The organism is Bradyrhizobium sp. B025, from assembly GCF_042257955.1.
Taxonomy (GTDB): domain Bacteria; phylum Pseudomonadota; class Alphaproteobacteria; order Rhizobiales; family Xanthobacteraceae; genus Bradyrhizobium; species Bradyrhizobium diazoefficiens.
Genome location: NZ_CP170150.1, coordinates 175,908 through 201,780, shown reverse-complemented (window position 1 = coordinate 201,780; position 25,873 = coordinate 175,908). Strand labels below are relative to the sequence as shown.

At 65.4% G+C, this 25,873-nt stretch carries 22 protein-coding genes; 17 read left to right on the top strand and 5 right to left on the bottom strand.

Annotated elements, in window-relative coordinates; all coding sequences use genetic code 11:
- Nucleotides 1-118 precede the first annotated feature (118 nt).
- Together ACE10W_RS00915 and ACE10W_RS00910 are read right to left on the bottom strand one after the other, a co-directional pair.
- Nucleotides 119-2,413 carry a molybdopterin cofactor-binding domain-containing protein gene (locus ACE10W_RS00915; protein WP_304550097.1) on the bottom strand — a complete coding sequence of 765 codons (2,295 nt, stop codon included), beginning with the start codon at nucleotides 2,411-2,413 and terminating at the stop codon, nucleotides 119-121.
- Nucleotides 2,410-2,901, bottom strand: coding sequence for a (2Fe-2S)-binding protein (locus ACE10W_RS00910; protein WP_028172559.1), 492 nt, complete (start codon nucleotides 2,899-2,901; stop codon nucleotides 2,410-2,412). Before ACE10W_RS00910 ends, ACE10W_RS00915 begins: the two co-directional genes overlap by 4 nt.
- A gap of 319 nt (nucleotides 2,902-3,220) precedes the next feature.
- On the opposite strand from ACE10W_RS00910, the gene ACE10W_RS00905 reads away from it, so the two are divergent.
- From ACE10W_RS00905 to ACE10W_RS00890, 4 genes are all read left to right on the top strand, one after another.
- Nucleotides 3,221-3,985 carry an alpha/beta fold hydrolase gene (locus ACE10W_RS00905; RefSeq protein ID WP_304550095.1) on the top strand — a complete coding sequence of 255 codons (765 nt, stop codon included), beginning with the start codon at nucleotides 3,221-3,223 and terminating at the stop codon, nucleotides 3,983-3,985.
- A 25-nt stretch (nucleotides 3,986-4,010) separates the two neighbouring features.
- Nucleotides 4,011-4,352: a hypothetical protein gene (locus ACE10W_RS00900; protein WP_304550092.1), complete on the top strand. Its 342-nt coding sequence runs from the start codon at nucleotides 4,011-4,013 to the stop codon at nucleotides 4,350-4,352.
- Nucleotides 4,353-4,512: 160 nt separating this feature from the next.
- Entirely contained in the window at nucleotides 4,513-5,184 is a 672-nt protein-coding gene (locus tag ACE10W_RS00895; RefSeq protein ID WP_182872464.1) for a dienelactone hydrolase family protein, read from the top strand.
- A gap of 214 nt (nucleotides 5,185-5,398) precedes the next feature.
- On the top strand, nucleotides 5,399-5,881 hold the full coding sequence (locus ACE10W_RS00890; RefSeq protein WP_304550091.1) for a hypothetical protein: 483 nt from the start codon (nucleotides 5,399-5,401) through the stop codon (nucleotides 5,879-5,881).
- Between the two features lie 143 nt (nucleotides 5,882-6,024).
- On the opposite strand, the gene ACE10W_RS00885 is transcribed toward ACE10W_RS00890, so the two are convergent.
- The 3 genes from ACE10W_RS00885 to ACE10W_RS00875 all read right to left on the bottom strand — a co-directional run bounded on the left by ACE10W_RS00885 (nucleotide 6,025) and on the right by ACE10W_RS00875 (nucleotide 8,198).
- A complete protein-coding gene (locus ACE10W_RS00885; protein WP_231166607.1) occupies nucleotides 6,025-6,729 on the bottom strand; it encodes a polysaccharide biosynthesis/export family protein in 705 nt (234 codons plus the stop codon).
- A 350-nt stretch (nucleotides 6,730-7,079) separates the two neighbouring features.
- A complete protein-coding gene (gene msrA, locus ACE10W_RS00880; protein ID WP_304550088.1) occupies nucleotides 7,080-7,736 on the bottom strand; it encodes a peptide-methionine (S)-S-oxide reductase MsrA in 657 nt (218 codons plus the stop codon).
- A 144-nt stretch (nucleotides 7,737-7,880) separates the two neighbouring features.
- Nucleotides 7,881-8,198 (bottom strand): hypothetical protein, encoded by a 318-nt coding sequence (locus ACE10W_RS00875; RefSeq protein ID WP_011083655.1) that lies wholly within the window; start codon nucleotides 8,196-8,198, stop codon nucleotides 7,881-7,883.
- 361 nt (nucleotides 8,199-8,559) lie between these two features.
- On the opposite strand from ACE10W_RS00875, the gene rpsT reads away from it, so the two are divergent.
- The 13 genes from rpsT (at nucleotide 8,560) to ACE10W_RS00810 (ending at nucleotide 25,742) form a co-directional block, all read left to right on the top strand.
- Nucleotides 8,560-8,826, top strand: coding sequence for a 30S ribosomal protein S20 (gene rpsT / locus ACE10W_RS00870; protein ID WP_011083654.1), 267 nt, complete (start codon nucleotides 8,560-8,562; stop codon nucleotides 8,824-8,826).
- 1,280 nt (nucleotides 8,827-10,106) lie between these two features.
- Entirely contained in the window at nucleotides 10,107-11,519 is a 1,413-nt protein-coding gene (dnaA, locus tag ACE10W_RS00865) for a chromosomal replication initiator protein DnaA (protein ID WP_011083652.1), read from the top strand.
- A gap of 377 nt (nucleotides 11,520-11,896) precedes the next feature.
- A complete protein-coding gene (gene dnaN, locus ACE10W_RS00860) occupies nucleotides 11,897-13,015 on the top strand; it encodes a DNA polymerase III subunit beta (RefSeq protein WP_011083651.1) in 1,119 nt (372 codons plus the stop codon).
- A 127-nt stretch (nucleotides 13,016-13,142) separates the two neighbouring features.
- The gene (locus ACE10W_RS00855; RefSeq protein ID WP_011083650.1) at nucleotides 13,143-13,508 is read left to right on the top strand and encodes a DUF559 domain-containing protein; all 366 of its coding nucleotides are present in this window, start codon (nucleotides 13,143-13,145) and stop codon (nucleotides 13,506-13,508) included.
- A gap of 91 nt (nucleotides 13,509-13,599) precedes the next feature.
- Nucleotides 13,600-14,736 carry a DNA replication/repair protein RecF gene (recF, locus tag ACE10W_RS00850; protein ID WP_304550074.1) on the top strand — a complete coding sequence of 379 codons (1,137 nt, stop codon included), beginning with the start codon at nucleotides 13,600-13,602 and terminating at the stop codon, nucleotides 14,734-14,736.
- A 112-nt stretch (nucleotides 14,737-14,848) separates the two neighbouring features.
- Nucleotides 14,849-15,592 (top strand): hypothetical protein, encoded by a 744-nt coding sequence (locus tag ACE10W_RS00845; protein ID WP_304550071.1) that lies wholly within the window; start codon nucleotides 14,849-14,851, stop codon nucleotides 15,590-15,592.
- Between the two features lie 118 nt (nucleotides 15,593-15,710).
- Complete coding sequence (locus ACE10W_RS00840; RefSeq protein ID WP_304550070.1) at nucleotides 15,711-17,867, top strand: hypothetical protein; 2,157 nt, start codon at nucleotides 15,711-15,713, stop codon at nucleotides 17,865-17,867.
- Between the two features lie 140 nt (nucleotides 17,868-18,007).
- A complete protein-coding gene (locus ACE10W_RS00835) occupies nucleotides 18,008-18,691 on the top strand; it encodes a hypothetical protein (protein WP_304550068.1) in 684 nt (227 codons plus the stop codon).
- A 280-nt stretch (nucleotides 18,692-18,971) separates the two neighbouring features.
- On the top strand, nucleotides 18,972-21,407 hold the full coding sequence (gene gyrB / locus ACE10W_RS00830; protein WP_304550066.1) for a DNA topoisomerase (ATP-hydrolyzing) subunit B: 2,436 nt from the start codon (nucleotides 18,972-18,974) through the stop codon (nucleotides 21,405-21,407).
- A gap of 286 nt (nucleotides 21,408-21,693) precedes the next feature.
- Nucleotides 21,694-22,989: a UDP-N-acetylglucosamine 1-carboxyvinyltransferase gene (gene murA / locus ACE10W_RS00825; protein ID WP_304550064.1), complete on the top strand. Its 1,296-nt coding sequence runs from the start codon at nucleotides 21,694-21,696 to the stop codon at nucleotides 22,987-22,989.
- A gap of 226 nt (nucleotides 22,990-23,215) precedes the next feature.
- Nucleotides 23,216-24,610 carry an MATE family efflux transporter gene (locus ACE10W_RS00820; RefSeq protein ID WP_304553945.1) on the top strand — a complete coding sequence of 465 codons (1,395 nt, stop codon included), beginning with the start codon at nucleotides 23,216-23,218 and terminating at the stop codon, nucleotides 24,608-24,610.
- A complete protein-coding gene (locus ACE10W_RS00815) occupies nucleotides 24,607-25,095 on the top strand; it encodes a DUF2867 domain-containing protein (protein WP_011083642.1) in 489 nt (162 codons plus the stop codon). The genes ACE10W_RS00820 and ACE10W_RS00815 overlap by 4 nt, the downstream gene beginning before the upstream one ends.
- A complete protein-coding gene (locus tag ACE10W_RS00810) occupies nucleotides 25,092-25,742 on the top strand; it encodes a 2-hydroxychromene-2-carboxylate isomerase (protein ID WP_060909524.1) in 651 nt (216 codons plus the stop codon). The genes ACE10W_RS00815 and ACE10W_RS00810 overlap by 4 nt, the downstream gene beginning before the upstream one ends.
- The last annotated feature ends 131 nt before the right edge of the window (nucleotides 25,743-25,873 follow it).

Here is a 25,873-nt window from a genome sequence, read left to right as displayed (position 1 = left end):
CTGGATGCCCCGCCTGCGCGGGGCATGACAGCGAATATGTGGATGCGGCGTTCCGCATAACAACAAATCCGCCGGAAGTTGCCCTCCGGCGGATGATCTCTGGCAGCCTTCGACCGGCTTACGCCTTCATTGCGCCCTTCACGGCCTCGGCCGTGATCGGCAGCGCGCGCACGCGGGCGCCGGAAGCATTGAAGATGGCGTTGCCGATGGCGGGGGCGATCACCGTCACCGCCGGCTCGCCGACGCCGGTGGCCTTCTCGCCATTGGCGATCACGGTGACCGCGACCTCGGGCATCTGGCTCATGCGCAAGGGCGTGTAGCTGTCGAAATTGGTCTGCTCGATGCCACCGCCCTTGAGCGTCGCCTTCTCGTACATCGCCAGCGACAGGCCCCACAGCGCCGCACCCTCGACCTGGGCGCGGATGTTGTCGGGATGCACCTGGGTGCCGACATCGGTTGCGACCGTGAGCTTCTTCACGGTCACCTCACCCGACGGCGCCACCGCGACATGGGCGACGCACGCCGTCCAGCTTGCGGTCGCGCGCTCCTGCGACGAGACGCAGGCGACGCCCATGCCCTCGCCTTTCGGCAGTTGCCTGGTGCCGTAGCCGGACAGTCCCATTGCGGCGAGCAGCGTGTTGCGCAGCCGCTGCGCCCCGCCGTCGTTCTTGCCGGCACCGTCGAGCAGCGAGATGCGGAACTGCGCGGGATCCTTGCCGGTCGCAGCCGCGATCTCGTCGATCATGCTTTCGACCGCCCAGAACGTCCAGCCGGGCGCCACCGAGCGAAGCTGCCCGGACGGCGTCGCGTTGTGCGCGAGCTCGTTCTTGATCGCGCGCACATAATGGTTGGGCACGGTGTAGAAGAAGTCGGCACCGTTCACCGTGAAGCTGTCGAGCGGCCCCTTCTTGTCGACCGATGGCGTCAGGAAATCGGGGATTCCCCAGCGCGCGGTCGGCCAGGCGGAGACGACGTCGTGGCTGAGCGCGATGAGCTTGCCGTCGCCGTCCACGCCGGCCCTCACCTTTTGGTAGGTGAGCGGACGCGAGAAATCCATCGTCATGTCGTTCTCGCGCGAATAGATCACCTTCACCGGCTTGCCGACCGCCTTTGCCGCCTGCACGGCCGGAATCATCATGTCGGCATCGAGACGCCGGCCGAAGCCGCCGCCCAGCCAATGCTGGTGCATCACCACGAACTTCGGATCGATCCCGGCCGCGCCCGCGGCGATCGCGCCGGAGCGCGTCGCGAACTGGTTGCCGGAATAGATGTGCAGGATGTCGCCCTTGAACTCCGCGGTGGCGTTCATCGGCTCCAGCGGCGCGTGGATGTTGATGCTGGTGGTGTACTCGGCCTCCACCACCTTGGCCGCCGAACCGAAGGCCGCATTGGGATCGCCGTCCTTGACGAAGAACTGGCCGGAATCCTCGAGGCCCTGGAGCCGCTTGGCCTCGTCGAGCAGCGACTGGCTCGACAGCTTGGCGTTCGGACCGCCGTCATAGGCGATCTTCAGCGCATCCGCCGCCTTGCGCGCGTTGGCATAGGTGCCGGCCACCGCGACCACCCAGCCGGAGGTGGTTCCGGTCTTGTCGTCGAGGATGATGGCCTTGATGAAGCCGGGCACCTTCTTTGCTTCGCTGTCGTCGACCGATTTCACCGTGGCGCCGAAGCGCACCGGCGGGGTCACCACCTTGCCGTAGACCATGCCCGGCAGCATCACGTCGATGCCGTACTTGGCGGTGCCGTTGGTCTTGGAGGGGATGTCGAGCTGCGGCACCGACACGCCGATCATGGTGTATTGATCCGGCGTCTTCAGCTTGATCGCCTTGAGCTCGTCCGGCGTGAAGGTCTTGGTCGCCTTGCCGCTCTTGACGATGTCGGCAAACGACATCTGCTTCTTCGACTTCGGATGCGAGACCATGGAGTCGCGCACCACCAGCTGGTCCTTGAAGTAGGGCGGCAGGCCCATGGCTGCGGCCGCCGCTTCCGTCAGCGCGATACGGCCGGCAGCGCCCGCCCGGCTCATCGCCTCGAAATTCATCATGGTTGACCAGCTGCCGCCGGTGATCTGCGCCCCCAGAACGGGATCGTTGAACTTCGGATCGTTGGAGGCGAGCTGCACGCGCATGTCGCTCCATTTCGCGCCCAGCTCCTCGCAGACGATCTGCGCCATGGTGGAGGCGATGTGCTGGCCCATGTCGGCCTTGCCGCAGGTCACGGTGACGAGACCGTCAGGCGAGATCGCATACCAGACGCTCGGCTCGAAATTGGCGGGCGCGGCGGCCGACGCCGGATCGATGCCGGGCATGCCGGCATAGCCGAGCACGAGGCCGGACGCGGCGGTGCCGACGAGGAAGGAGCGGCGGCTGAGATCGGTCGTCCCGGGGGCGACGTTGTTCACGTGCTTATTCATGTGGACCTCCGCTCATTGCCGGAGGCGGATGCAGTGCGCATCTCGGTTGCGGCACGCATGATTGCCTTCTGTATCCGCGAATAGGTCATGCAGCGGCAGAGATTGCCGTCCATGTGTGCGACGACCTCTTCCTTGGTCGGATTGGCATTCTTCGCGAGCAGCGAGGCTGCCTGCATGATCTGCCCGGACTGGCAGTAGCCACATTGCGGAACCTGCTCGGCGATCCATGCCTTCTGGAGCGGATGATCGCCCTTGGCGGAGAGGCCTTCGATGGTGGTGACCTTCTTGCCGGCAACATCGCCGACCATGGTCTGGCACGAGCGCACGGCTTCGCCGTTGACGTGCACGGTGCAGGCACCGCACAGGCCGGCACCGCAGCCGAACTTGGTGCCGGTCATCTGCAATTGCTCGCGGATAGCCCAGAGGAGCGGCGTGTCGTTCGCCGCATCCACGGACAGACTCCGCCCGTTGATGGTGAGAGTTGGCATAGGCGTCTTCCCCTGCCGGTGCATGAAGCCGCTTACGGCGGCAACTTGTATTGGCGGACGCCCACCGGGCTGGCGTCAACCTTGATCGCAAGAATGATCGCGTTCCGCCGCAGAGGCAAATGCAATCTGGAATTGATCGAAGCCATCTCGGCCTTTGCATGTTGTGCGTTGCGAGAACGGAACTGACGCAGCGCGCATGATGCAAAGGAAAACGGCAGACCTCGCGTCAAGCATACATGCCATCGCCTTCAGGCGGTTTCTTCGAGGTAACCCGGCGGCTAGGATGGCCGCGACGAAACAAACAATAAAGGCGGGAGAAATGCCGAAGATCGATCGGGACGGCGTCGGAATCTATTACGAGGTTCATGGCGACGGGCCGCCGCTGCTACTCACGCACGGCTACTCATCGACCTCAGCGATGTGGCGTGAGCAGGTCGATGCGCTGGCGGGGGACCACAAGCTTGTCTTGTGGGACATGCGCGGCCACGGCCAGTCCGACTATCCCGACGATCCCAAGGCCTATAGCGAAGCGCTCACCGTCGGCGACATGGCGACGATCCTCGATACCGTCGGCTCGAAGCGCGCCGTCATCGGCGGGCTGTCGCTCGGCGGCTACATGTCGCTCGCCTTCATGCGTGCTTATCCGCAACGCGTCCGCGCGCTGCTGATCATCGACACCGGCCCGGGCTTCAAGAAGGACGATGCGCGCGAGGCCTGGAACGCACGGGCGCTTGCCACCGCCGACAGGCTCGAGCGCGAAGGTCTCGACGTGCTGAAGGCGGCGACGCGCGAGCGCGCCTCCGCTAGTCATCGCAACGCCAGCGGGCTGGCGCTCGCCGCACGCGGCATGCTGACCCAGCGCGATGCGAAGGTGATCGAGCTACTTCCCGATATCACGGTGCCGTCGCTGATCGTGGTCGGCGCCGACGACACGCCGTTCCTGGCCGCATCCGACTACATGGCGGCCAAGATCCCCGGCGCACAAAAGGTCGTGATCCCCGCCGCCGGACACGCCGTCAACATCGATCAGCCCAAGGCTTTTGTTGACGCGGTCGTGCCTTTCCTGAAGAACTTGCCGCAATAGGCCGGACGGACGAGGACCTGAGGCGATGAAGCGAGCGATGTTGGTTGCGGGCGTCGTGGCGACACTTTTCTCGGCGCCTGTGCAGGCCGAGCCGTTTGGCACCATGCCGCCGCGCCGGCCCTTCGTCGCGACCTTGTCGAACAACACACCGCTCGCCTTCGGCATGGACGCCGGGCAGAGCGCGCGAGCCCTGGGGCAGCCGCTGCAATATGTGCGGGGACGTCCCGGCAACGAGATCTACCTCGCGCTTCGCAACATCGGCGGCAGCGGCTTGATCCCCCACCGCCACCGCCTGTTCCTGCAATTCCGCCACGGACGGCTGGCGGGATGGAAGGAGGACTACGGCGAGAACTGGATGTGGGAATAACTGTCACCCCTCATGGTGTGGAGCGCGGAACGCGCGTCTCGAACCATGCAGGCCCGCCTCTCGCAGCTCGGCCTCTATCCTTCGAGACGCGCGCGAAGGGCGCGCTCCTCAGGATGAGGGGAGAGAGCTGAGTTCGCAATAACAAAGAAGGACAACCCGCGTGGGACAAGACATCAGACTGACGGCCTCCGACAATTTCCAGCTGGGCGGCTATCGCGCCGATCCCGCAGGCAACCCGAAGGGCGCGGTGGTGGTGATCCAGGAGATATTCGGGGTCAATCATCACATCCGCTCGGTCTGCGATCGGCTGGCGAGCGAAGGCTATGTCGCGATCGCGCCGTCGATCTTCGACCGCACCTCGCCCAATTTCCAGTCGGGCTATACGCCCGACGAGATCGCCGAGGCGCGCAAGTTCGTCGCCAGTCCCGACTGGGCCGCGATGCTGCGCGACACCCAAGCCGCGATCGATGCGGTGAAGGGCGTCGGACCGGTCGGCATCATCGGCTTTTGCCTCGGCGGCAGCGTCGCCTTCGTCGCGGCGACGCGGCTGTCGGGCCTGAAGGCGGCGATCGGCTATTACGGCGGCGCGGTCGTGCGCTTTGCCGACGAGACGCCGAAGGTGCCGACGCAACTGCATTTCGGCGAGAAGGATGCCGGCATTCCCCTGACCGACGTCGAGACCGTCAAGGCGAAACGGCCGGACGTGGAGGTCTTCATCTATCCCGGCGCCCAGCACGGCTTTCATTGCGACGAGCGCGCCAGCTACGACAAGGCGAGTGCCGACATCGCCTGGCCACGCAGCATGGAATTCTTCGCGAAGCATTTGACGTAAGGCGCACATCTCTCATCCGTCATTCCGGGATGCGCCGCGAAGCGGTGCAGGCCCGGAATCCATCGGGCCGCAGAAAATGGTGGCGCGATGGATTCCGGGTTCGCGCTACGCGCGCCCCGGAATGACCAGAGGAGAGAGCGGGAATCGGGTGGCCGCACCTTGCCCCCCGGCGATAGAGCTGGCCGATCAAGCCAACACACGCCGGGAGATCGTCATGCAGCAGATCAACACGAACCGCGTCATCCGCAATCCTTTCGGCACGATGGACGTCCCGGGTCCGGACGATTCTGACGTCATGAGCTACGCCGCGGCCGCCACGCTTTCCGGCGATGCAGCCGACGTCAATGCGGCGCATTGGGCAGACATTTCTTCGCGCGCCGATCCGCTTGAAGGCATCTGGGCAAGCCGCTGGAACGGCGGCGCTGATCCAACCATCGCGGGCGATACGCCGGAGATGTGGAAGCAGGGCCGCGCGAAAATTCGCGTCGCGGGGAACCGGATCTATCTGCGTTTCGACTGGCACAACGGCCGCCGGCACGGGCTGATCGACGCTGTGCGCGAGGGCGCGGATCGCTTGGTCGGCAAGTACATCAACCTGACCAACCCTGCGATCACGCGGCCGTGGGTCGGGCGCGTGGTCGATGCCGCGCGCATCGACGGATGTTTTCCGGAAGGGCGGCTGGATTTCAGGAGATAGGTCGCGAGGCCGCCGACATCATCCCTGCCGTCATTCCGGGATGCGCCGCGCAGCGGTGCAGGCCCGGAATCCACCGTGCGTCAGAGATGGTGGGGAAATAGATTCCGGGCTCGCGCTACGCGCGCCCCGGAATGACGAGAGAGCTAGAACCAGCGCTCGCCGACGAACACGGTGTCGCCCGGTGCCAACGGCGTGCCGAGCGGAACCACGGCGCGCATCGAGCCGCCGGCTTCGGTATGCGTGACGGTGACCACGTCGCGCTTGGCGCGGGGCGAGAAACCGCCGGCGATGGCGACGGCGCTTTCGACCGTCATGTTCGGCACGTAGGGATATTGGCCGGGCGCCGAGACTTCGCCGAGAATGAAGAACGGGCGATAGGCCTCGATCTCGACGGCGACCGAGGGCTCACGGATGTAACCGTTGCGCAGGCGCGCGGCGATTTCACCGGCGAGGCCCGCCGTGGTGCGGCCACGGGCCGGCACCGCGCCGATCAGCGGCATGGTGATGGAGCCGCCGGCATCGATCGCGTAGCTGTTGGTGAGACCTTCCTGGCCATAGACCACGACGCGCAGCTTGTCGCCGGCATCGAGATGGTAGGAGGCGTCATAACGGACCGGCGCTCCCATCGGCGCGGCGTAGCCAACCGGCATCGGCGCAGGCGCGGAGGCAAAGGAGTTGCGCAGCGCGCCGATGGCGCCGCCACCGTCGGCGACGACAACCGGCTGCGGCGCGTTGTAGGGCTGGCCGTAGGCCATGGAATCGAGATCGGCGCGCGGCTGCATCACCGCGACGGGACCGGCGGTCTGCATGCAGCCGCCAAGGGCAAGCGCGGCGGACGCTGCCAACATCGACCATCGAAACGCGCGTGCAACCGGCACCGGACCTATCCCTCGAAACGAGACGGCTCCAGTGATGCACCGGTTATGGTTAATAAAGCGTTGAGGGGGCTGGAGCGCTGCGAGCAACGGGCACACTGCGCTCCCTCTCCCGCTCTTGTCCGCCGAAGCCTTGGCGAAGGCGGATGCGGGGCGCGACGAGCTTCGCTCGCGCTGAGAGGGCTGGGGAGAGGGTGTCTCCACAACGGGACAGTCCCCCGGGGGATAGAGCCCTCACCCGGCGCGCGGGACGTTGCTTCGCATCGCCCGGGCACGCCGACCTCTCCCGCAAGCGGGAGAGGTGCAGCGAGTCCGGAGCTGACTTACGCGCTCACGCCGACGCCGATCGGGCAGGACACGCCGGTGCCGCCGAGGCCGCAATAGCCGGCGGGATTCTTCGCCAGATATTGCTGATGGTAGTCCTCGGCGAAATAGAATGCGCCGGCGGGCGCGATCTCGGTGGTGATGGCACCGAGGCCCTTGGCCGCGAGCGCCTTCTGATAGAGCGCCTTCGACTCGTCGGCCGCTTTCTTCTGCGCATCCGAGTAAGTGTAGATCGCGCTACGGTACTGCGTGCCGACGTCGTTGCCCTGGCGCATGCCCTGCGTCGGGTTGTGGCTCTCCCAGAACGTCTTCAAGAGCTTCTCGTAGGAGACCTTGTTCGGATCGAACACGACCAGCACCACTTCGGTGTGGCCGGTGCGTCCCGAACAGGTCTCCTCATAGGTCGGATTCGGCGTGTGGCCGCCGGCATAGCCGACGGCGGTGGTGTAAACGCCATCGCCAAGCTCCCAGAACTTGCGCTCGGCGCCCCAGAAGCAGCCGAGCCCGAACACGGCCTGCTCGAGGCCGGCGGGATAAGGCGGCTGCAACTTGCTGCCGTTGACGAAATGGGTGCTCGCGGTCGGGATGGCTTGCGCACGGCCCGGCAGCGCCTCAGTTGCGCTCGGCAATGCGGTGGTCTTGCGCATGAACAGCATGGTCGGATCTCCGAAGAACGAGCTGTCCGTCGCTTGTGCCGACTTGAAAAGCCAGGCGCTCAGGCGGCGTGCTCGCGATCAGGTGGGAATATAGGCGTTTACGCGCGAAGGGGCAGCCTTGTTACGCGGCGCCGCGCGCGGGACTCAGTCCCGGGAATAGCCGATCAGCGGCTTGCGCGGGCGGAACAGGATCATCAGGAGGATGCCCAGGATGCCGAGGACGGCGAACACCGGCTGATCCAGCACAAGGCGGATCACCGAGGTCCAGAGCCAGGGCGCCTTGGCCTCGACCCAGGTCCGGAACGCCGACTGGCTGGCCTGATTGATGTCGTTCCAGAACTGGCCGAACCGGGTGAACTTGAGGGTCTGGTCGGCCACCCAGCGGGCGCCGTCATAGACCATGAAGATGAACCCGCCGGCGAGCAGCAACAGCCCAATCAGTCGGAAAAAGCCGCGGATCATGCCTCACCTTATATGGTCGTCCGGTCGGAGGACCCAAAGAAACGCCGCCAGCCAATAGCCGGGCGACGGCAGAAATTCAACCTCTTCAGGGCGTTACGGCACCCATTCAGGCCGCCAGAGCCGGTTTTCCGGGTCTTGAAAGCGTTGACGGTGCCAAAGACCCTCTCTATAAGGGCGCCAACTGGCGGCGGGCGCAATCCTGCCGCCGCTGTTCTTTGAGCAGTTGCAGGCTCTTTGAGGCCTCATGTTCCGGGAACAGCCTTGAACCGAACACCCTAAATCCGAGCGTCGATTACGCGGTCAAGCAAGCCGGCGCTACCCGACCAAGACGCGACCGGTACCCGCAAAGGACATTGAGACCATGGCCAATACCACCTCCGCCAAGAAAGCGACGCGCAAGATCGCCCGCCGCACCGCCGTCAACAAGTCGCGCCGCACCCAGATGCGTGGCGCCGTGCGCAACGTCGAGGAAGCCATCAAGACCGGCGACCGCGCCGCCGCCGTGAAGGCGCTGGCGAATGCCGAGCCCGCCTTGATGCGCGCCGCGCAGCGCAACATCATTCACAAGAACAATGCCAGTCGCAAAGTCTCGCGGCTCACCGCGCAGATCGCCAAGCTCGCCAAGTAAGTTCGCGAAGCAAGTTCGCTGACCAGGCTCGCCAAGCGACTGGTTGCAATCATCCGATCGGTTGATCCGCTCGACATCACGTTCGTCAATCAGCCCGGCCTCGCGCCGGGCTTTTTGCTGCCTGTCATATTCACGCAAGCAGTCACGCGCCAATCCTCGATTGGAGGATTTGCATCTCCGCACTATGATGCGTTCCGCAATTTTACCTCCAGCCTCGTTGCGGGTGATATTGCAACAGCGGAAACTTTCGCTGCGCTGCGCTGCGAAAAACCCTTGCGAGGCGGGCCCAACTCGCACCTGCACGCGCGCCAGGTTCTGCACACCGTAGTTTCACCGGGACACATCGTGCGATGGAGTTACCCTGTGAAACGAGACTCAAAAAACGGTGTCTCGCTAATCACTTATCGACATAGCGATCGCAAGCATTTGGAAAATTCGTCTGCACGTCGCGCGCGTGACGATTTTGTAAAAAATTTTTGGCTGTGACGAGGATTTGTCACATGACGCGGCGCATTTTCGATTCTGTGCACGAATCCAAAAACTTGGTCACGAGCCTGTGCACAAGTCGCGCGCGGCGTTAACGCTGGTCAAGTTTTTTGATGCATCGAGTGTGAATCAATTTCGTTGCGAGTCTTTCCGCTTAGTGTATTCCTTAAGTCGTTCGCGGCGCCCACGATCTTGAGACCAGCGCGGTTTTGGAAACGGGGCGAGCGTGCAAATCGGCGGCGGTGTGCACGTTGGCGACGCTTCAACAAGCGATTGTCGGTTCAAAACCCATAGCAACATGGGAATGGTAGCTCTTTGTCTGAATGTCTCCAAGCGAGATCCAAGCGCAAACGAGAGACATCTTGAGACTACCCCGACACGCGTGATTGGCGAAGCCGGGCGAACGAACAGTGCAGACGGGCAGGACATCGGCGACTTTAGCCGCGGATGTCTTCAGGACACGCAGGACCTTGCCGTGAGCAATCACGGCAGGACGGGGAGGTATCATGTCTTACGGACAGAACGCGGTATTGAAACAGGTTTCCCATTCCAACGATGCCGTTTTAAATCCGTCGGACACCCAGCCTCCCGCGTGTGACGGAGCGCCGAGTACGCGCTGACCTCGCGACCCCTCCATCTCTGACATCGCTGATCGGACGCGGCGTTCTCGCCGAACGGTCGAGCCATGTCTGACGATGGACTCGCTTTGAGGTCGCGCCATGCCAGGAACCCTATGGCAGGAACCCTGCATGGCGCTCACAACGCAACTATATCTCTCAAGAGAAGTTTTGACGATGAACACATCGGAACAGGATCGCTGGTCACGCGTGAAGGGTCGGCTGCGCTCGAGCGTCGGCGAAGACATCTATACGAGCTGGTTTGCGCGCATGGATCTCGAAGACGTGCAGGATGAGAGCGTGCGGCTCTCGGTTCCCACGCGCTTCCTGAAGAGCTGGATCCAGGCCCATTATGCCGAGCGCGTGCTGTCGTGCTGGCAGGCCGAGATGCCGGAAGTGCATCGCATCGATCTCACCGTGCGCTCCGCGGTGCGCCCGGTCGCGCCGCCGAAGGAAGCGCCCGCACCCGTCGAGACACGCCGCGCGCCTGCGCCGGAGCTGCGCTCGACTGCGACCGCGCCGGTCTCGGCCAATCATGACGCGCTCGGCGGCTCGCCGCTCGATCCGCGCCTGACCTTTGCGAGCTTCGTCATCGGCCGCTCCAACACGCTGGCCCATGCAGCCGCGCGCCAGGTTGCCGAAGGACGTCGCGGCGATCCCGTCATGTTCAACCCGCTCTACATCCATGCCGGCGTCGGCCTCGGCAAGACGCATCTACTCCAGGCGGTGACCTGGGCCGGCAATTCCGGCAACGAGCGTAAGGTGCTGTATCTCACGGCCGAGAAGTTCATGTACGGCTTCGTCGCCGCGCTGAAGACGCAGACGGCGCTCGCCTTCAAGGAAGCGCTGCGCGGTATCGACGTGCTGGTGATCGACGATCTCCAGTTCCTGCAGGGCAAGTCCACTCAGGCCGAGTTCTGTCACACGCTGAACGCGCTGATCGACGCCGGCCGCCAGGTCGTGATCGCGGCCGACCGTCCGCCGTCCGATCTCGAAAGCCTGGATGACCGCGTGCGCTCGCGGCTGGCCGGCGGCCTCGTGGTCGAGATGGGCTCGCTCGGCGAGGAGCTGCGCCACGGCATCCTCAAGTCGCGCGTCGCCGCCGCCCGCGCCCATCATGCGACGTTCGACGTGCCGGAGGAGGTGCTGCATTATCTCGCCCGCACCATCACCCATAACGGCCGCGACCTCGAAGGCGCGATCAACCGGCTCTTGGCGCATTCCAAGCTCAACAACCAGCCGGTGACGCTGGAGATGGCCGAGCGCGAGGTGCGCGACCTGGTCCGGCCGCAGGAGCCGAAGCGGATCAAGATCGAGGACATCCAGCGCGTGGTGGCGCGGCAGTATAATGTCAGCCGCTCCGACTTGCTGTCCTCGCGCCGCACCGCCAACGTGGTCCGTCCGCGCCAGGTGGCGATGTACCTCGCCAAGACGCTGACCCTGCGCTCGCTGCCCGAAATCGGCCGCCGCTTCGGCGGACGCGACCACACCACGGTGCTGCACGCCGTGCGCAAGATCGAGGCGCTGGTCTCCAAGGACACCGCGCTGTCGGAGGAAGTCGAGTCGCTGAAGCGCCAGCTTCAGGAATAAACGCCTATTTCTTTCACCTCTCCCCGCTTGCGGGGAGAGGTCGGAATACGCGCGCAGCGCGGATTCCGGGTGAGGGGGACTCTCGGCGCATCCAACTCTCACCTCCCTTGCGGTAACTCCCCCTCACCCCAACCCTCTCCCCGCAAGCGGGGCGAGGGAGCAGACCTATGCCTGAGCGGCGGCGGTGTTTTTGCCTGTAAATCGTGGGGAACTGCCTCCCGATCCCTTGAAACCGGGGGCCATCCGCGCCACCTTGCGCGACCCTGACGGCTTTGGTCATATCGGCTGGAGACCCCGGCCTGTCGGGGTCTTCGGTGCCGCGGCGCGCTTTTCGGCCGCCCGGCTTTTTTCATCTTGGGGATCGGGCGAGTAGTGCAATGAAGGTTACGGTCGAACGCGCGCAACTCCTGAAATCGCTGGGTCATGTCCACCGCGTGGTCGAGCGCCGCAATACGATTCCGATCCTCGGCAATGTGCTGGTCCGGGCCGAGAACGCGAAATTGTCGTTGAAGGCGACCGACCTCGACCTCGAGGTGACGGAAACGCTGCCCGCGGAAACCGCGACCGCCGGCTCCACCACCGTGCCGGCGCACATGTTCTACGACATCGTGCGCAAGCTGCCGGACGGCTCCCAGATCGTGCTCGAGGCCGACGGCGACCGCGCCGTGCTGGCGATCCGCGCCGGCCGCTCGCGCTTCACGCTCCAGACGCTGCCGGAGAATGACTTCCCGGATCTGGCCGCCGGCGACATGTCGCATTCGTTCTCGCTCGCCGCCAAGGACGTCAAGCGGCTGATCGACCGCACCCAGTTCGCGATCTCGACCGAGGAGACGCGCTATTATCTCAACGGCATCTATCTGCACGCCGCCGGCACCGCCAAGGCCGCGACCCTGCGCGGCGTCGCCACCGACGGCCACCGCCTCGCCCAGCTCGACCTGGTCCAGCCCAAGGGCGCCGACGGCATGCCCGGCGTGATCGTGCCGCGCAAGACGGTCGGCGAGGTGCAGCGCCTGATCGAGGACACCGAAGCCGAGATGACGATCGAGCTGTCGCAGGCCAAAATCCGCTTTACGATCGGCAACGTCGTGCTGACCTCGAAGCTGATCGACGGCACCTTCCCCGACTACGGCCGCGTGATCCCGCAAGGCAACGACAAGGAGCTCGTCGTCGACAAGAAGGATTTCGAGAACGCGGTCGACCGCGTCTCCACCATCTCCAGCGAGCGCGGCCGCGCGGTGAAACTGTCGCTGTCGCCGGGCAAGCTGGTGCTGTCGGTGACCAACCCGGATTCCGGCAGCGCGACCGAAGAGCTCGAGGTCGAATACGCCTCCGACGCCCTCGATATCGGCTTCAACTCCCGCTATCTGCTCGACATCGCCGCCCAGATCGAAGGCGAGGTCGCGACCCTCAGGCTCGCCGACCCCGGCTCGCCCACCCTGGTCCAGGACCGCGACGACAAGAGCGCGCTCTACGTGCTGATGCCGATGCGGGTGTGAGGGCCGTGCTCCCTCGCCAGCACACACTGCCCTTAGAACCGCGCGCGATGCACGTTACTGCGCCCTCTCCCCCTGTGGGAGAGGGCTACACCAATGTTTGACGCAAGCTCACTTGGGTGAGGGGTTGGTGCCACGAGACCCGTCCCATCGACCGATCGCCCCGCCTCTCCGCCAATTTGCAAGGAAGATGCGGCACGAGCCGACTGACGCCGAGAGGGCAATGTGGCGCTTGTTGAGGGATCGTCGGCTCTCCACTTTCAAGTTTCGCCGACAGGAGCCGTTCAAGAACTACATTCTCGACTTTGTCTGTTTCGAGAAGAGGCTCGTGATCGAGATTGACGGAAGCCAACATGCGGAATCACAAGGCGACGCAACTCGTGACGCAGCCTTGTCCGCGGCAGGTTTCGCCATAGCGCGTTACTGGAACAACGAGGTGTTGCAACAGCCCGCGGCTGTGCTGGAAGACATTCTTGCAAAGCTCGCCACGCGGTAACATACCCCTCACCCGTCGCCTCACTTCGTGAGGCGCCACCCTCCCCCACAAGGGGGGAGGGAAAGGCACTGCCCGGCAATGACGAGTTAAAATGACCCCCTCCCGCATTCATCGCCTGACGCTGACGCATTTTCGCAATTATCGGGCGGCGGGGCTCGAGACGGCGGCTGACATGGTGGCGCTGGTCGGGCCGAACGGGGCGGGCAAGACCAATTGCATCGAGGCGATCTCGTTCCTGTCGCCGGGGCGCGGCCTGCGGCGTGCGACGCTGGAGGACGTTGCCGACAATCAGGGCGACGGCTCCTGGGCGGTATCGGCACAGGTCGAGGGCGCATTGGGCCTCGCCACGCTCGGCACCGGCATCGAGCCGCCGCGCGCCGACGCTGCCGTGACCCGGCGCTGCCGCATCGACCGCGAGCCCGTGAATTCGGCGACGGCCTTCGGCGACCACATCCGCATGGTGTGGCTGACGCCGGCGATGGACGGGCTGTTCATGGGCGCGGCCTCCGAGCGGCGGCGCTTCTTCGACCGCCTGGTGCTCGCTATCGACAGCGAGCATTCCAGCCGCATCAACGCGCTCGAGCGTTCCCTCCGCTCGCGCAACCGCCTGCTCGAGACGCGCAATTACGACGACCATTGGTGTGACGCGATCGAGCGCGAGACCGCCGAGCTTGCGGTCGCGGTCGCAGCAACCCGCGGCCAGACCGCAGCAAGGCTGACCGGCATGCTGAACGCGCGTGCGCAGGCTTCCGCCTTTCCTTCGGCGCAGATCGCGCTCGACGGCTGGATGGAGAACGCGCTGCTCCGGGAGACCGCGACGTCGGTCGAGGACCGCTACCGCCAGATCCTGCGCGACAACCGTCCGCGCGATGCGATTGCCGGCCGCACCACCGACGGCCCGCATTTGACCGATCTCCAGGTCATCTACGCGCCGAAAGGCATGCCGGCGCGCGATGCCTCGACCGGCGAGCAGAAGGCGCTTCTGATCGGCCTCGTGCTGGCGCACGCGACGCTGGTCGCCGAGATGACCGGCATCGTGCCGCTGCTGCTGCTCGACGAGGTCGTCGCCCATCTCGATCCGAACCGCCGCGCCGCGCTGTTCGAGGAGCTGAAGAAGCTCGGCGCGCAGGTCTGGCTGACCGGCGCGGACCCCGCCGCTTTCGCCGAGATCGGCGCCGGGGGCGAAGTCTTTGACGTCGAGAGCGGACGCGTCTCTGCCCGGCGCTAGAACGCCATTGAACCCGACGATTTCCCGCCGCGACTAGCTGTCGGAGGCCGCGCCGACGACGTCGCAGCCGTGACTGCGCGATGACATGAATCGCAATCTCTTGGAGAGTGAGATGCGGACGGTAAGGTCCGGGGCGCAAGCCCCGGCACGATGGCGGGCGTTTGCGTGCGGCCTCGCCCTGCTCGCAAGCTGCATGCTCGCGGCAACCGCCGGCGCCTTTGTGCCGGATCTGCCGCGGCTGTTTTCGGCAGAGCTCACGCCGGACCCCGAGGCCAAGCTGCCCGCGCCGACCCGTTACAGCTACAGGGGGACCCACACCACCGTGGTGCAGGGCGTTAAAGCGCCGCTTCGCATCAGACTGGAGGCCACCGTACCCGCCGAGCTCGGCAACGTGCTCGCCTTCTACCGCACCGAGCTCAGCAAGCTCGGCTGGCAGGAGCAGCGTGACGGCGCGGTGATCGCCGCCGATCACGTCCAGCTCGCCTTCGCCTCCCCGCTGGGACCAGCGCTGCTGGAGCTCCACCGCAAGGACAGCAGCACCACGGTCAAGCTCGTGCAGAAGAACGCATTGGTCGCGACCGACGCGAACGTCATGCCCGAACCCGGCCAGGCCAAGCTGGTGTTCGCCAATATCAGCAAGACGGACGCCACGCTCACGATCAATGAGCAGACCATCAAGCGCGCCGCCGGCGCCCATGCGGTGTCGCTGGATCTGCAGCCCGGCAAATATTCCTACGAGATGAGCGTGCCGGGCCATCCAGCCACCACGAATGTCCTCGACGTCGCTGCCGGCGATACCTGGGAGCTCACCGTCGGGCCCGACGGTGACGCATGGTCGCCGCTCCTGCTGTATTGAGCCCTTTTGAACCTCACGGGTTCCTGCCGCGACTTCTCGTCTGAGGCCGCGCCGACGGTGTCGCAGCCTGCAATTGCGCGAGGGATCAAGACCCGCGCGAAATCCAGGAGTTTTGGCGATGTCGATCATCAAGCGCGGGACGCAGGTCCCGGCACGCTGGCGGCTGCTTGCCTGCGGCCTTCTGCTCATGGCGAGCGCGTCTCTGCCCGCACGCGCCGACGATGGCATCGTCGACGTTCACGCGCTGCCGCAGCTCGAGGGTGCGGTGGAGGATAATTCGCGCCCCGATCCCTACCGCGTCGAGTATCGCATGCCGACGCCGGAATCCGTGACATCGCCGGCGGTGAAGAAGCTCCTCGGCGCGGCCGGCTGGGTGCCCTATGTGCGGCCGCTGGAGGAGAAGAGCACCACGCTGAATTTCAAGAAGGGACGGCAGGGCCTGTCCGTTCATTTCACGCAGGCCCTCGGCCGGCCCGACCAGTCCGTGGTCTACTACTCGACCGACCGGATCTACGGCAACGTGCCGTTCCCCGACGGCGCGAGCGACATCGTGTTCGATGGCACAAGGCCCTATCTCGGCTGCATCGCGCCCAGCGCGCTCGATACGACATCGGACTTTTACGCCAGCCAGATGGAAGCGATCGGCTGGCGCAAGCTCACGCCGGAAACGGCCGCGCGCTGGACGACCAGCCTGGATGAGACCGTTCCCAACGGCTTACGCGTGTTCTACGAGCATCCCGACAGTGAGGTCACCGGCTTCTACAAGCAGAAGCCCGTCATGCTGACGCTGACGCGCCTCGACGACGGCCGCACCAATGTCGACATCCGCGTCGCGCCCTTCGCGCTTCCCTTCGATCTCAAGGCCGACAGCGACGCCGCCGGGCTGCCGCGGCCAACTTTCACCAAGTCGTCGAGGGGGCTCGGCAGCGCAAGCTCCAACAAGCGCGAGATGTCGGCGGCAGCGATGGCCGAGCTGCCCGCGGTGCTGGCCTTCTATCATCGCGAGCTCGCCGCGCGCGGCTGGCAGGAGGACGGCAGCGCGCCGCTCGCGCCCGGCGACGAGGTGGCGATCAAGATCTCCAACGCCGAGGAAGCCGGCGTGCTGCGGCTTGGCCGCAAATACGATTTCACCATGGTCAGCCTGACCGCGCAGGTGAAGGAATCAGCCCTTGCCGCCCGCGCCAAGGCAAAGAAGGAGGCTGACGACAGATTCTTCAGCGATGCCGCGGCAGCCGCAAAGCAGGTCATCGCCGCCGACGAGGCGCGGCGCAAGGTGCAGGCGGCCGCGCTGTCCGATGCCCCGCTCAACGCGCTCGCCGACAGCAAGACGCCGGTGCCGCTGCCGGAGAACGCCGAGGGCGTGAAGTTCGAAGGCAGCGACGGCAGCCTCGAATTCTCCTCTGGTTCATCCGTGAAGGCGCTGACCGCGTTCTACCGGGCCTCGCTGAAGCCATTGGGCTGGAACGAGCGGCCTTCGGTCATCAACCAGCCCAACATGGCGATGCTGGAGTTTGCCAAGGGCGGCACGTCGATCTCCTTCACCGTGATGCAGATGGGCCCCAAGGTGCGGGTCAGTGCCGAGGGTTCGGGCCTAAGGGTGACTGCGGCCAAGCCTGCGGATAAGCCTGCGGAGGTGCAGGCCAAGTCATCCGAACCGCTCAAGCCGGACACCGAATCCCAGCTGCCCGTGCCGACGCAGCGTTCGTCGACCTCGCTCGCCACCACGAAACTGCCGGGCAGCGAGACGCCGTTCCGCCGCGAGCTGGAGGCCAGCATCCCCGCCCCGCTCGGCGACGTGCTGGCGTTCTACCGCACCGAGCTTGGAAAGCTCGGCTGGCAGGAAAAGGCCGACGGTGCCGCCGTGTCCGCAGATAGCGCGCAGATCGACTTCACCTCGCCGCAGGGCCCGGCCGTGCTCAAGCTCGGTCGCGCCAAAGGCGAGACCACAGTCAATCTGGCGCAGAAGAATCCGGATGCCGCGACCAAGGCGGACATCATGCCCAAGCCGGGCCAGGCCAGGGTGATGCTCGGCAATATCGGGCCGAAGGAAGCATCGCTCACGATCAACAAGCAGACCATCAAGATCGCGGCCGGCGCCGGCGGCCCGCAATCGCCGAAAGGTCCGATGCTCGATCTGGCGCCCGGCAAGTATCAGTATGCGCTGCGCGTACCGGGGCGTCCCGCCCGCACCGAGACCCTCACGGTCGCCGCCGGCGATGCCTGGGGCCTGATGGTGGGTCCGACCGGCGAGGTGCTTCCGCTGCAGATGTATTGATCCCGCCGCCTGTGCCTGCAACGGCCCGGTTGAACCTGTCCGGTTCCTGGGGCGACTAGTCGTCTGGAAGCGGCGGCGACCGTGTCGCAGCCGCCGCATCGCGCGAAGATCACAACGCGCGACATTCTCGGAGATGGAGCATGACAACGGTCAAGCGCGGGACGAGAGTTCCGGCACGATGGCGGCTGCTGGTGTGCGCCCTCACTCTTCTCGCAGGCTGTTCGAAGGAGCCGCTGACGGCAGATCCCGACGTCGACATGCCGGCACCGAAGCAAAGCAGCTTCAGCCAATTCCGCACCACGCACGCGCATGACGCCAAGGTCCCGCTCCGGCTCGAGATCGAAGCGCGCGTGCCCGCGGAGCTCAGCGAGGTGCTCGCCCTCTACCGCAGAGAGCTCGGACAGCGCGGCTGGCAGGAGAAGCCGGATGACGCAATGATCGCCGCCGATCGCGTGCAACTGGCCTTCGTCTCCCCGAAGGGCCCGGCCGTGCTGAAGCTTGGCCGCGCCAAGGGCGAGACCACGGTCAGCCTGGCGCAACGGAATCCGGAGGCTGCAGCCAAGGCCGATGTCCTGCCGATATCAGGACAAGCGCGGCTGATATTCGGCTATCTAAGGCCGGATGTGGCTTCGCTTGTGATCAACGATCAAACCATCAAGATCGCGGGCGGCGAAAACCATCCACAAGTGCTGGATCTGCCGCCCGGCACGTATTCCTACGAGCTGCGCGTGTCGGGCCTTCTGGTGCGCACCGATACCGTCACCCTTGCCTCAGGCGAGGCCTGGGGCCTCAGCGACGATAAGAAACCGTCCCAGATATACTGAACCCGTGGCCCGTTCCGGGGCGCCGCGGCATCTCGGAACGCGCTTCCCCGCCCCGCAAAATCCACGCCTTCGGGGGGTGAAAAGGAGGGTCCGAATCGCGCTTTTTGCGGCGCCCAGAATCGGCCTTCGCGAGGCTTGAAAACCGGCCAAAAATCCCTATTTAGTCAAAGGGTTGCCGGAGGATACTTTGCGCTAGGCGCAAGCGGTCTTTCATGGCACAAATAGCCTCACATCAGCGCCTTTTGCGCGGCTGATTCGGGCGACATCTCGAAGGCCTCTTATGACAGAACCTGCTCGGCAGACGCCTGCCGAAAACGAGCCCTCAAATCCGAGCGATTACGGGGCGGAATCGATCCGCGTGCTCAAGGGTCTCGATGCCGTCCGCAAGCGCCCGGGCATGTATATCGGCGACACCGACGACGGCTCGGGCCTGCACCACATGGTGTACGAGGTCGTCGACAACGCGATCGACGAGGCGCTGGCGGGCCACGCCACGCGCGTCGATGTCGTGCTCAATGCCGACAATTCCGTCACCGTGCGCGACGACGGCCGCGGCATTCCCGTCGACATCCACAAGGGTGAAGGCATCTCGGCGGCCGAGGTCATCATGACCCAGCTCCATGCCGGCGGAAAGTTCGACCAGAACTCCTACAAGGTCTCCGGCGGCCTGCACGGCGTCGGCGTCTCCGTCGTGAATGCGCTGTCGAGCAAGCTCGGCTTGCGCATCTGGCGCGACAACAAGGAGCACTACATCGAGTTCGCCCATGGCGATGCCGTCGCACCGCTGGTGGTGGTCGGCGACGCGCCGGGCAAGCGCGGCACCGAGGTGACGTTCCTGGCCTCGCCCGACACCTTCAAGAACATCGAATATGATTTCGCGACGCTCGAGCACCGCCTGCGCGAGCTCGCCTTCCTCAACTCCGGCGTCAACATCGCCCTCTCCGACATGCGCCACGCGGTCGAGAAGCGCGAGGAGATGCACTATTCCGGCGGCGTCGAGGAATTCGTCAAACATCTCGACCGCAACAAGAAGGCGATCGTGCCGGCGCCGATCATGGTGCGCGCGGAAGCCAACGGCATCGGCGTCGAGGCGGCGCTGTGGTGGAACGACAGCTACCACGAGAACGTGCTGTGCTTCACCAACAACATCCCGCAGCGCGACGGCGGCACCCATCTCGCCGGCTTCCGCGGCGCGCTGACGCGCCAGGTCAACGGCTATGCCGAGGCCAATGCGAAGAAGGAAAAGATCGCGCTGACCGGCGACGATTGCCGCGAAGGCCTCACCGCCGTTCTGTCGGTCAAGGTGCCCGATCCGAAGTTTTCGTCGCAGACCAAGGACAAGCTGGTGTCCTCGGAAGTGCGTCCCGTGGTCGAGAACGTGCTCAACGAGGCGCTCCAGGCCTGGTTCGAGGAGCACCCTAGCGAAGCCAAGATGATCGTCGGCAAGGTGATCCAGGCCGCAGCCGCCCGCGAAGCCGCGCGAAAGGCGCGCGAGCTGACGCGCAAGAGCCCGCTCTCGGTCTCCTCGCTGCCCGGCAAGCTCGCCGACTGCCAGGAAAAGGATCCGGCCAAGTCCGAACTCTTCATCGTCGAGGGTGACTCGGCAGGCGGCAGCGCTAAGCAGGGCCGCAACCGCGAATTCCAGGCGGTGCTGCCGCTGCGCGGCAAGATCCTCAACGTGGAACGCGTGCGTCCCGACAAGATGCTGGGAAGCGAGCAGATCGGCACGCTGATCACGGCGCTCGGCACCGGCATCAGCGACGAGTTCTCGATCGAGAAGCTGCGCTATCACAAGATCATCGTGATGACGGACGCCGACGTCGACGGCGCCCACATCCGCACGCTGCTGCTCACCTTCTTCTACCGGCAGATGCGCGACATCATCGACGGCGGCTATCTCTACATCGCCCAGCCGCCGCTCTATAAGGTCTCCAGAGGCAAGTCCGAGCAGTACCTGAAGGACGAGCGGGCGCTGGAGGACTATTTGATCGAGACCGGTCTCGATGATTGCATATTCACGCCCGGCACCGGCGGCGACCGCAGCGGCCGTGACCTGCGCGGACTGATCGACGACGCCCGCGTCGTTCGCAGCATCCTGCGCAATCTGCACACCCGCTACAACCGCAAGGTCGTCGAGCAGGCCGCCATCACTGGCGTGCTGAACAAGGACATCTACGGCGATCCCGACAAGGCCGCCGCGGCCGCCCAATACGTCGCCGGACGGCTGGACAAGCAGGCCGAGGATGTCGAACGCGGATGGGTCGGCCACTACGTGGAAGGCCAGGGCTTCCAGTTCGAGCGCACTGTGCGCGGGGTCAAGGACGTCGCGATCATTGACTCCGCGTTCCTGGGCTCGGCCGAGGCCCGCAAGCTCGACGAATTTACGCCCAAGCTGCAGGATGTTTATGCCCGCCCCGGCAACCTGCGGCGCAAGGACGTCGAGCACACGGTCCACGGTCCGGTCGATCTGTTCGAAGCGGTCACCGACGCCGGCCGCAAGGGCGTCACCCTGCAGCGCTACAAAGGACTGGGTGAGATGAACCCGGAGCAGCTCTGGGAAACAACGCTGGATACCAATGCGCGCTCGCTGCTCCAGGTGAAGGTCAAGGAGGTCGACGAGGCCGACGACATCTTCACCAAGCTGATGGGCGACGTGGTCGAGCCGCGCCGCGACTTCATCCAGGAACATTCGCTCAGCGCGACGATCGATATCTAGCCCCGACCTCGTTGCACCTCTCCCGCTTGCGGGAGAGGTCGACGCGCTCCGGGCGGTGCGAAGCATCGTCCCGCGCGCGGCGGGTGAGGGCTTTCTCCTCGCGGGGATATTCTCCATAGATTTCGACAACCCCACCGCTGAAGCACTCCCACCCCAGCCCTCCCCCGCAAGCGGGAGAGGGAGCGCACCTGGCGACCATCAAGCCCGAATTGCTACCGTGCCCAAATCTCGGTAGTTTGCGCCTCCGAAGTAGCCCGCCCCACCCAACAGGACAGCGAGAACCACCGTGGCGCCCATCCAGTACATCGTCGAGGGCGGTCATCGGCTCTCGGGCTCGATCGAGCCGTCCGGCAACAAGAATTCGGCGCTGCCGATCATCGCCGCCGCGCTGCTCACCGAGCATCCGGTGACGCTGGAGAACGTGCCGCGGATCCGCGACACCGAGACGCTGGTCGAGCTGATCCGCTCGGTCGGCGCGGCGGCGGAGTGGACCGCCCGCAACACGCTTCATATCCATGCCAAGAGCATCCGCGCTGCGGATCTCGACCCCGAGCTCTGCGTCCGCATCCGCGCCTCGATCCTGCTCGCGGGCCCCCTGCTCGCCCGCTGCGGCGAGGTGATGCTGCCGCCGCCCGGCGGCGACGTCATCGGCCGCCGCCGGCTCGACACCCATGTGCTGGCGCTGGAACAGCTCGGGGCCAAAGTCACCGCAACCGACCGGCTCGAATTCCGCGCGCCAAAGCTCGCCGGCGCTGACGTGTTCCTGGACGAGCCCAGCGTCACCGCGACCGAGAACGCGCTGGTGGCGGCGGTCGCCGCCGACGGCGTCACCTATTTGCGCAACGCAGCCTCCGAGCCGCATGTGCAGGACCTCGCCAACTTCCTGGTCGCGCTCGGCGCCAGAATCGAGGGCATCGGCACCAACACCATGATCATCCATGGTCCGGCGACGCTGGGGGAAGCGACCTACCGAATCCAGCCCGACCATATCGAGGTCGGCTCGCTGATCGGGCTTGCCGCCGTGACGCGCTCGCCGCTTCGCATCGTGCGCGCCGGTGTCGAGCATCTGCGCTCGATCCGCATGGGTTTCGAACGGCTCGGCATCGTCTGCCGCGTCGAGGGCGACGACCTCATCGTGCCCTCGAACCAGACGCTGAAGATCCAGGACGATTTCGGCGGCCACGTGCCGAAGCTGGAGGACCAGCCCTGGCCGGCCTTCCCGGCCGATCTGATGTCGATCGCGATCGTCACCGCCACGCAATGCGAGGGCGTGATCCTGATGTTCGAGAAGATGTTCGAATCGCGGATGTTCTTCGTCGACAAGCTGATCGCGATGGGCGCGCGTATCGTGCTCTGCGATCCGCATCGCGCCATCATCGCCGGTCCCAGCCGACTGCGCGGCGCGCCGATGACCTCGCCCGACATCCGCGCCGGCATGGCGATGCTGCTGGCCGCGGTCTGCGCCGAGGGCACCTCGACCATCAACAACGCCGACCAGATCGAGCGCGGCTACGAGCGCATCGAGGAGCGGCTGAACGCGCTGGGCGCGAAGATCAAGCGCGTGCCGGAAAGAAAGAGCTAAGGTCTTTGCCTCTCCCCGCTTGCGGGGAGGGGCCGGATTGCATCGCAGATGCAATCCGGGTGAGGGGGAGCCTCCGCGAATCCAACTGCCATCTTTTCTGCGGAAACAGGCCCCTCACCCCAACCCTCTCAGCGCGAGCAAAGCTCGTCGCGGCCCCGTAAGAACGGGGAGAGGGAGAAGAGACACGGGCCATGTTTTCGTCGCTCAGTGATGCTATTGAGTGACCATGCTCGACACCGTGCAACATCATTCGCAGCCGCAATCCGGCGTGCCGCAAAACCATCTCGCCGATGAGTTCGTCGAGACGCTGCGGCTGGCCGTGCCGATGATGCTGACGCAGCTCGGGCAGATCGCGATGATCACGACCGATCTCGCGCTGATCGGCCGGCTCGGCGAGGATGCGGTCGCCGCCGCCGCGCTGGCGCATACAGTTTATTTCGTCAGCTTTACCTTCGGGCTCGGATTGATGGCTGCGGTGTCGCCGCTGGTGGCGCAGGCGTTCGGCGCCGGCGACGTCAGGCGCATCCGCCGCGCCTTGCGCGTCGGCTTGTGGGTCGCGCTGCTGATCTCGCTGCCGATGATGGCCTCGCCGCTTTATGGCGAACACATCCTGATCGCTCTCGGACAGGTGCCGCAATCGGCCGCGCTCGCCCAGCACTATCTGAACGGCCTCGCCTGGGGCATCGCACCGGCGCTCGGCTTCATCGCGCTGCGCAGCATGATGAGCGCGGTGAACCGGCCGCAGCCGCCGCTGTGGATCACGGTCGCGGCGATCCCCGTCAATGCCGCGCTGGTCTATGTCCTGATCCATGGCCTGTTCGGCCTGCCGGAGCTCGGCCTGTTCGGCGCCGGGCTCGCGACCACGCTCGTCAACCTCGGCACCTTCCTCGCTGTGCTCGCCATCGCCGCATGGCGAAAGCCATTCGCGGACTACCGTCCGCTCGCCCATCTCTGGCGGATCGACTGGCCCCTGATGCACCAGCTCATCGCGCTCGGCGCGCCGATCTCGTTTTCCCTGCTGCTGGAATATGGCCTGTTCTCGTCCGCGGCGCTGCTGATGGGGTTGATCTCGACCACTGCGCTTGCCGCGCACCAGATTGCGCTCCAGGTCACGGCCGTGCTGTTCATGGTCCCGCTCGGCATCGGCATGGCGGCGACGGTCCGCGTCGGCCACGCCTTCGGCCGCAACGACCCGGCCGCGGTGAGACGTGCGGGCCTCGTCGCTGCGGTGCTTGGCGTGGCGCTGGTCTCGGCCCTGACGGTTGCCATCATCCTCGGCCGCTACGAGCTCGGACGGCTGTTCTTCGGCGGCAGCGAGGCCAGCGCGGGAACGGTCGAGCTGACGGCGACACTGCTGCTGGTCGGCGCGACCTTCTTCATCGCCGACGGCCTCCAGACCATCATGGGCGGCGCACTGCGCGGCATCAATGACACCCGGATGACGCTGGCGTTCGCGGCGATCGGCTATTGGTGCGTCGCCTTTCCCGTCGCCTGGGTCCTGGCTTTCCACACCGGGCTGGGCGCAGTCGGCGTCTGGATCGGATTCTCGATCGGCACGTTCGTCTATGCCGGCCTCCTGGTCTTGCGCTTCCGGATGCTGGCGCGCAGACTGGCGGGATGATCGGCACAGTCCGCGAAGTTCCTCCCAATGTCGACGCCGGCACGCTGCTGGCGGGCGCGCAGTTCGTGGACGCATTTCGCGTGGAGATCGGCGCAACGGCGGTGAATGCTCGCGAGGCCTGCGTGCGGATGGTTCTCCACGGACCGCGCTGGGTCGATGCGCTCATACGCCTGCGCAACATCCTGGTGAGACCGTTCGGACTGAAGACCTCGGGCGAAGGCGCACCGGCGCCGTATGGCCTGATCGGATTGTTTCCGGTGGTCAGCGAAACACCGGAGCGGCTGGTCGCGGGCTTCAACGATTCCCATCTCGATTTCCGCCTCGTCGTCGATGTCGCCGGAACGGAGGCGGACCGCCAGGTGACATCGACCACGCTGGTGCGCACCCACAATCTGCTCGGCCGGACCTATCTCGCCCTCATCATGCCCTTCCACAAGTTCGTGGTCCGCGGCATGATGAAGCGCATCGCGGAACCGGCGAGATGACCCTGTCCGTCGACCTCTTCTACTCCTACCGCAGTCCCTTCAGCTATCTGGCGCTGCCGAAGACGCTGAAGCTCGTCGCGGTGTATGACCTCGCGGTGAACCTGCGACCGGTCTATCCGCTGGCAGTCCGCGTCCCCGGCTTCTTCAAGAAGGCCAGCCCGAACTTCATTCGCTATGTGGTGCTCGACAGCACGCGCGTCGCGCAGCACGAGGGCATTCCGTTCCGCTTTCCGAGGCCCGATCCGATCGTGCAGGACAAGACGACGTTCGATGTCGCGGCCGAGCAACCCTACATCCACCGGCTGACCCGGCTGGGCGCGATGGCGCAGCTCGAGGGCCGTTCGCTCGCATTCACCGATGCAATTGCGCGCGTGCTGTGGGACGGCTCGGTGGCGGGCTGGAACGAAGGCGATCATCTCGCCCGCGCGGCCGAGAAGGCCGGCTTCGATCTCGCCGCGATGGATGCTGCGATCAGCGCCGATCCGGATCGTTACGAGCAGGTGATCGCGGAGAACGAGAAGGACCACGCCGCCTCCGGCCATTGGGGCGTGCCGACCTTCGTGTTCGAGAACGAGCCGTTCTTCGGCCAGGACCGCATCGATCTCTTGGTCTGGCGCATGCAGGACAAGGGCCTAACGAAGCGGTAGGGCAAGTCCTGATGCGTACCGGCCTCGGCCCATGACCGACATAGGTCAACATGCCGCGGCCGGGCGTGCATCCGCGTTGATCCCGGTCAAATGACGCATCTCGCCGGCTGCATAGCGTCTCCTCCCGGAAG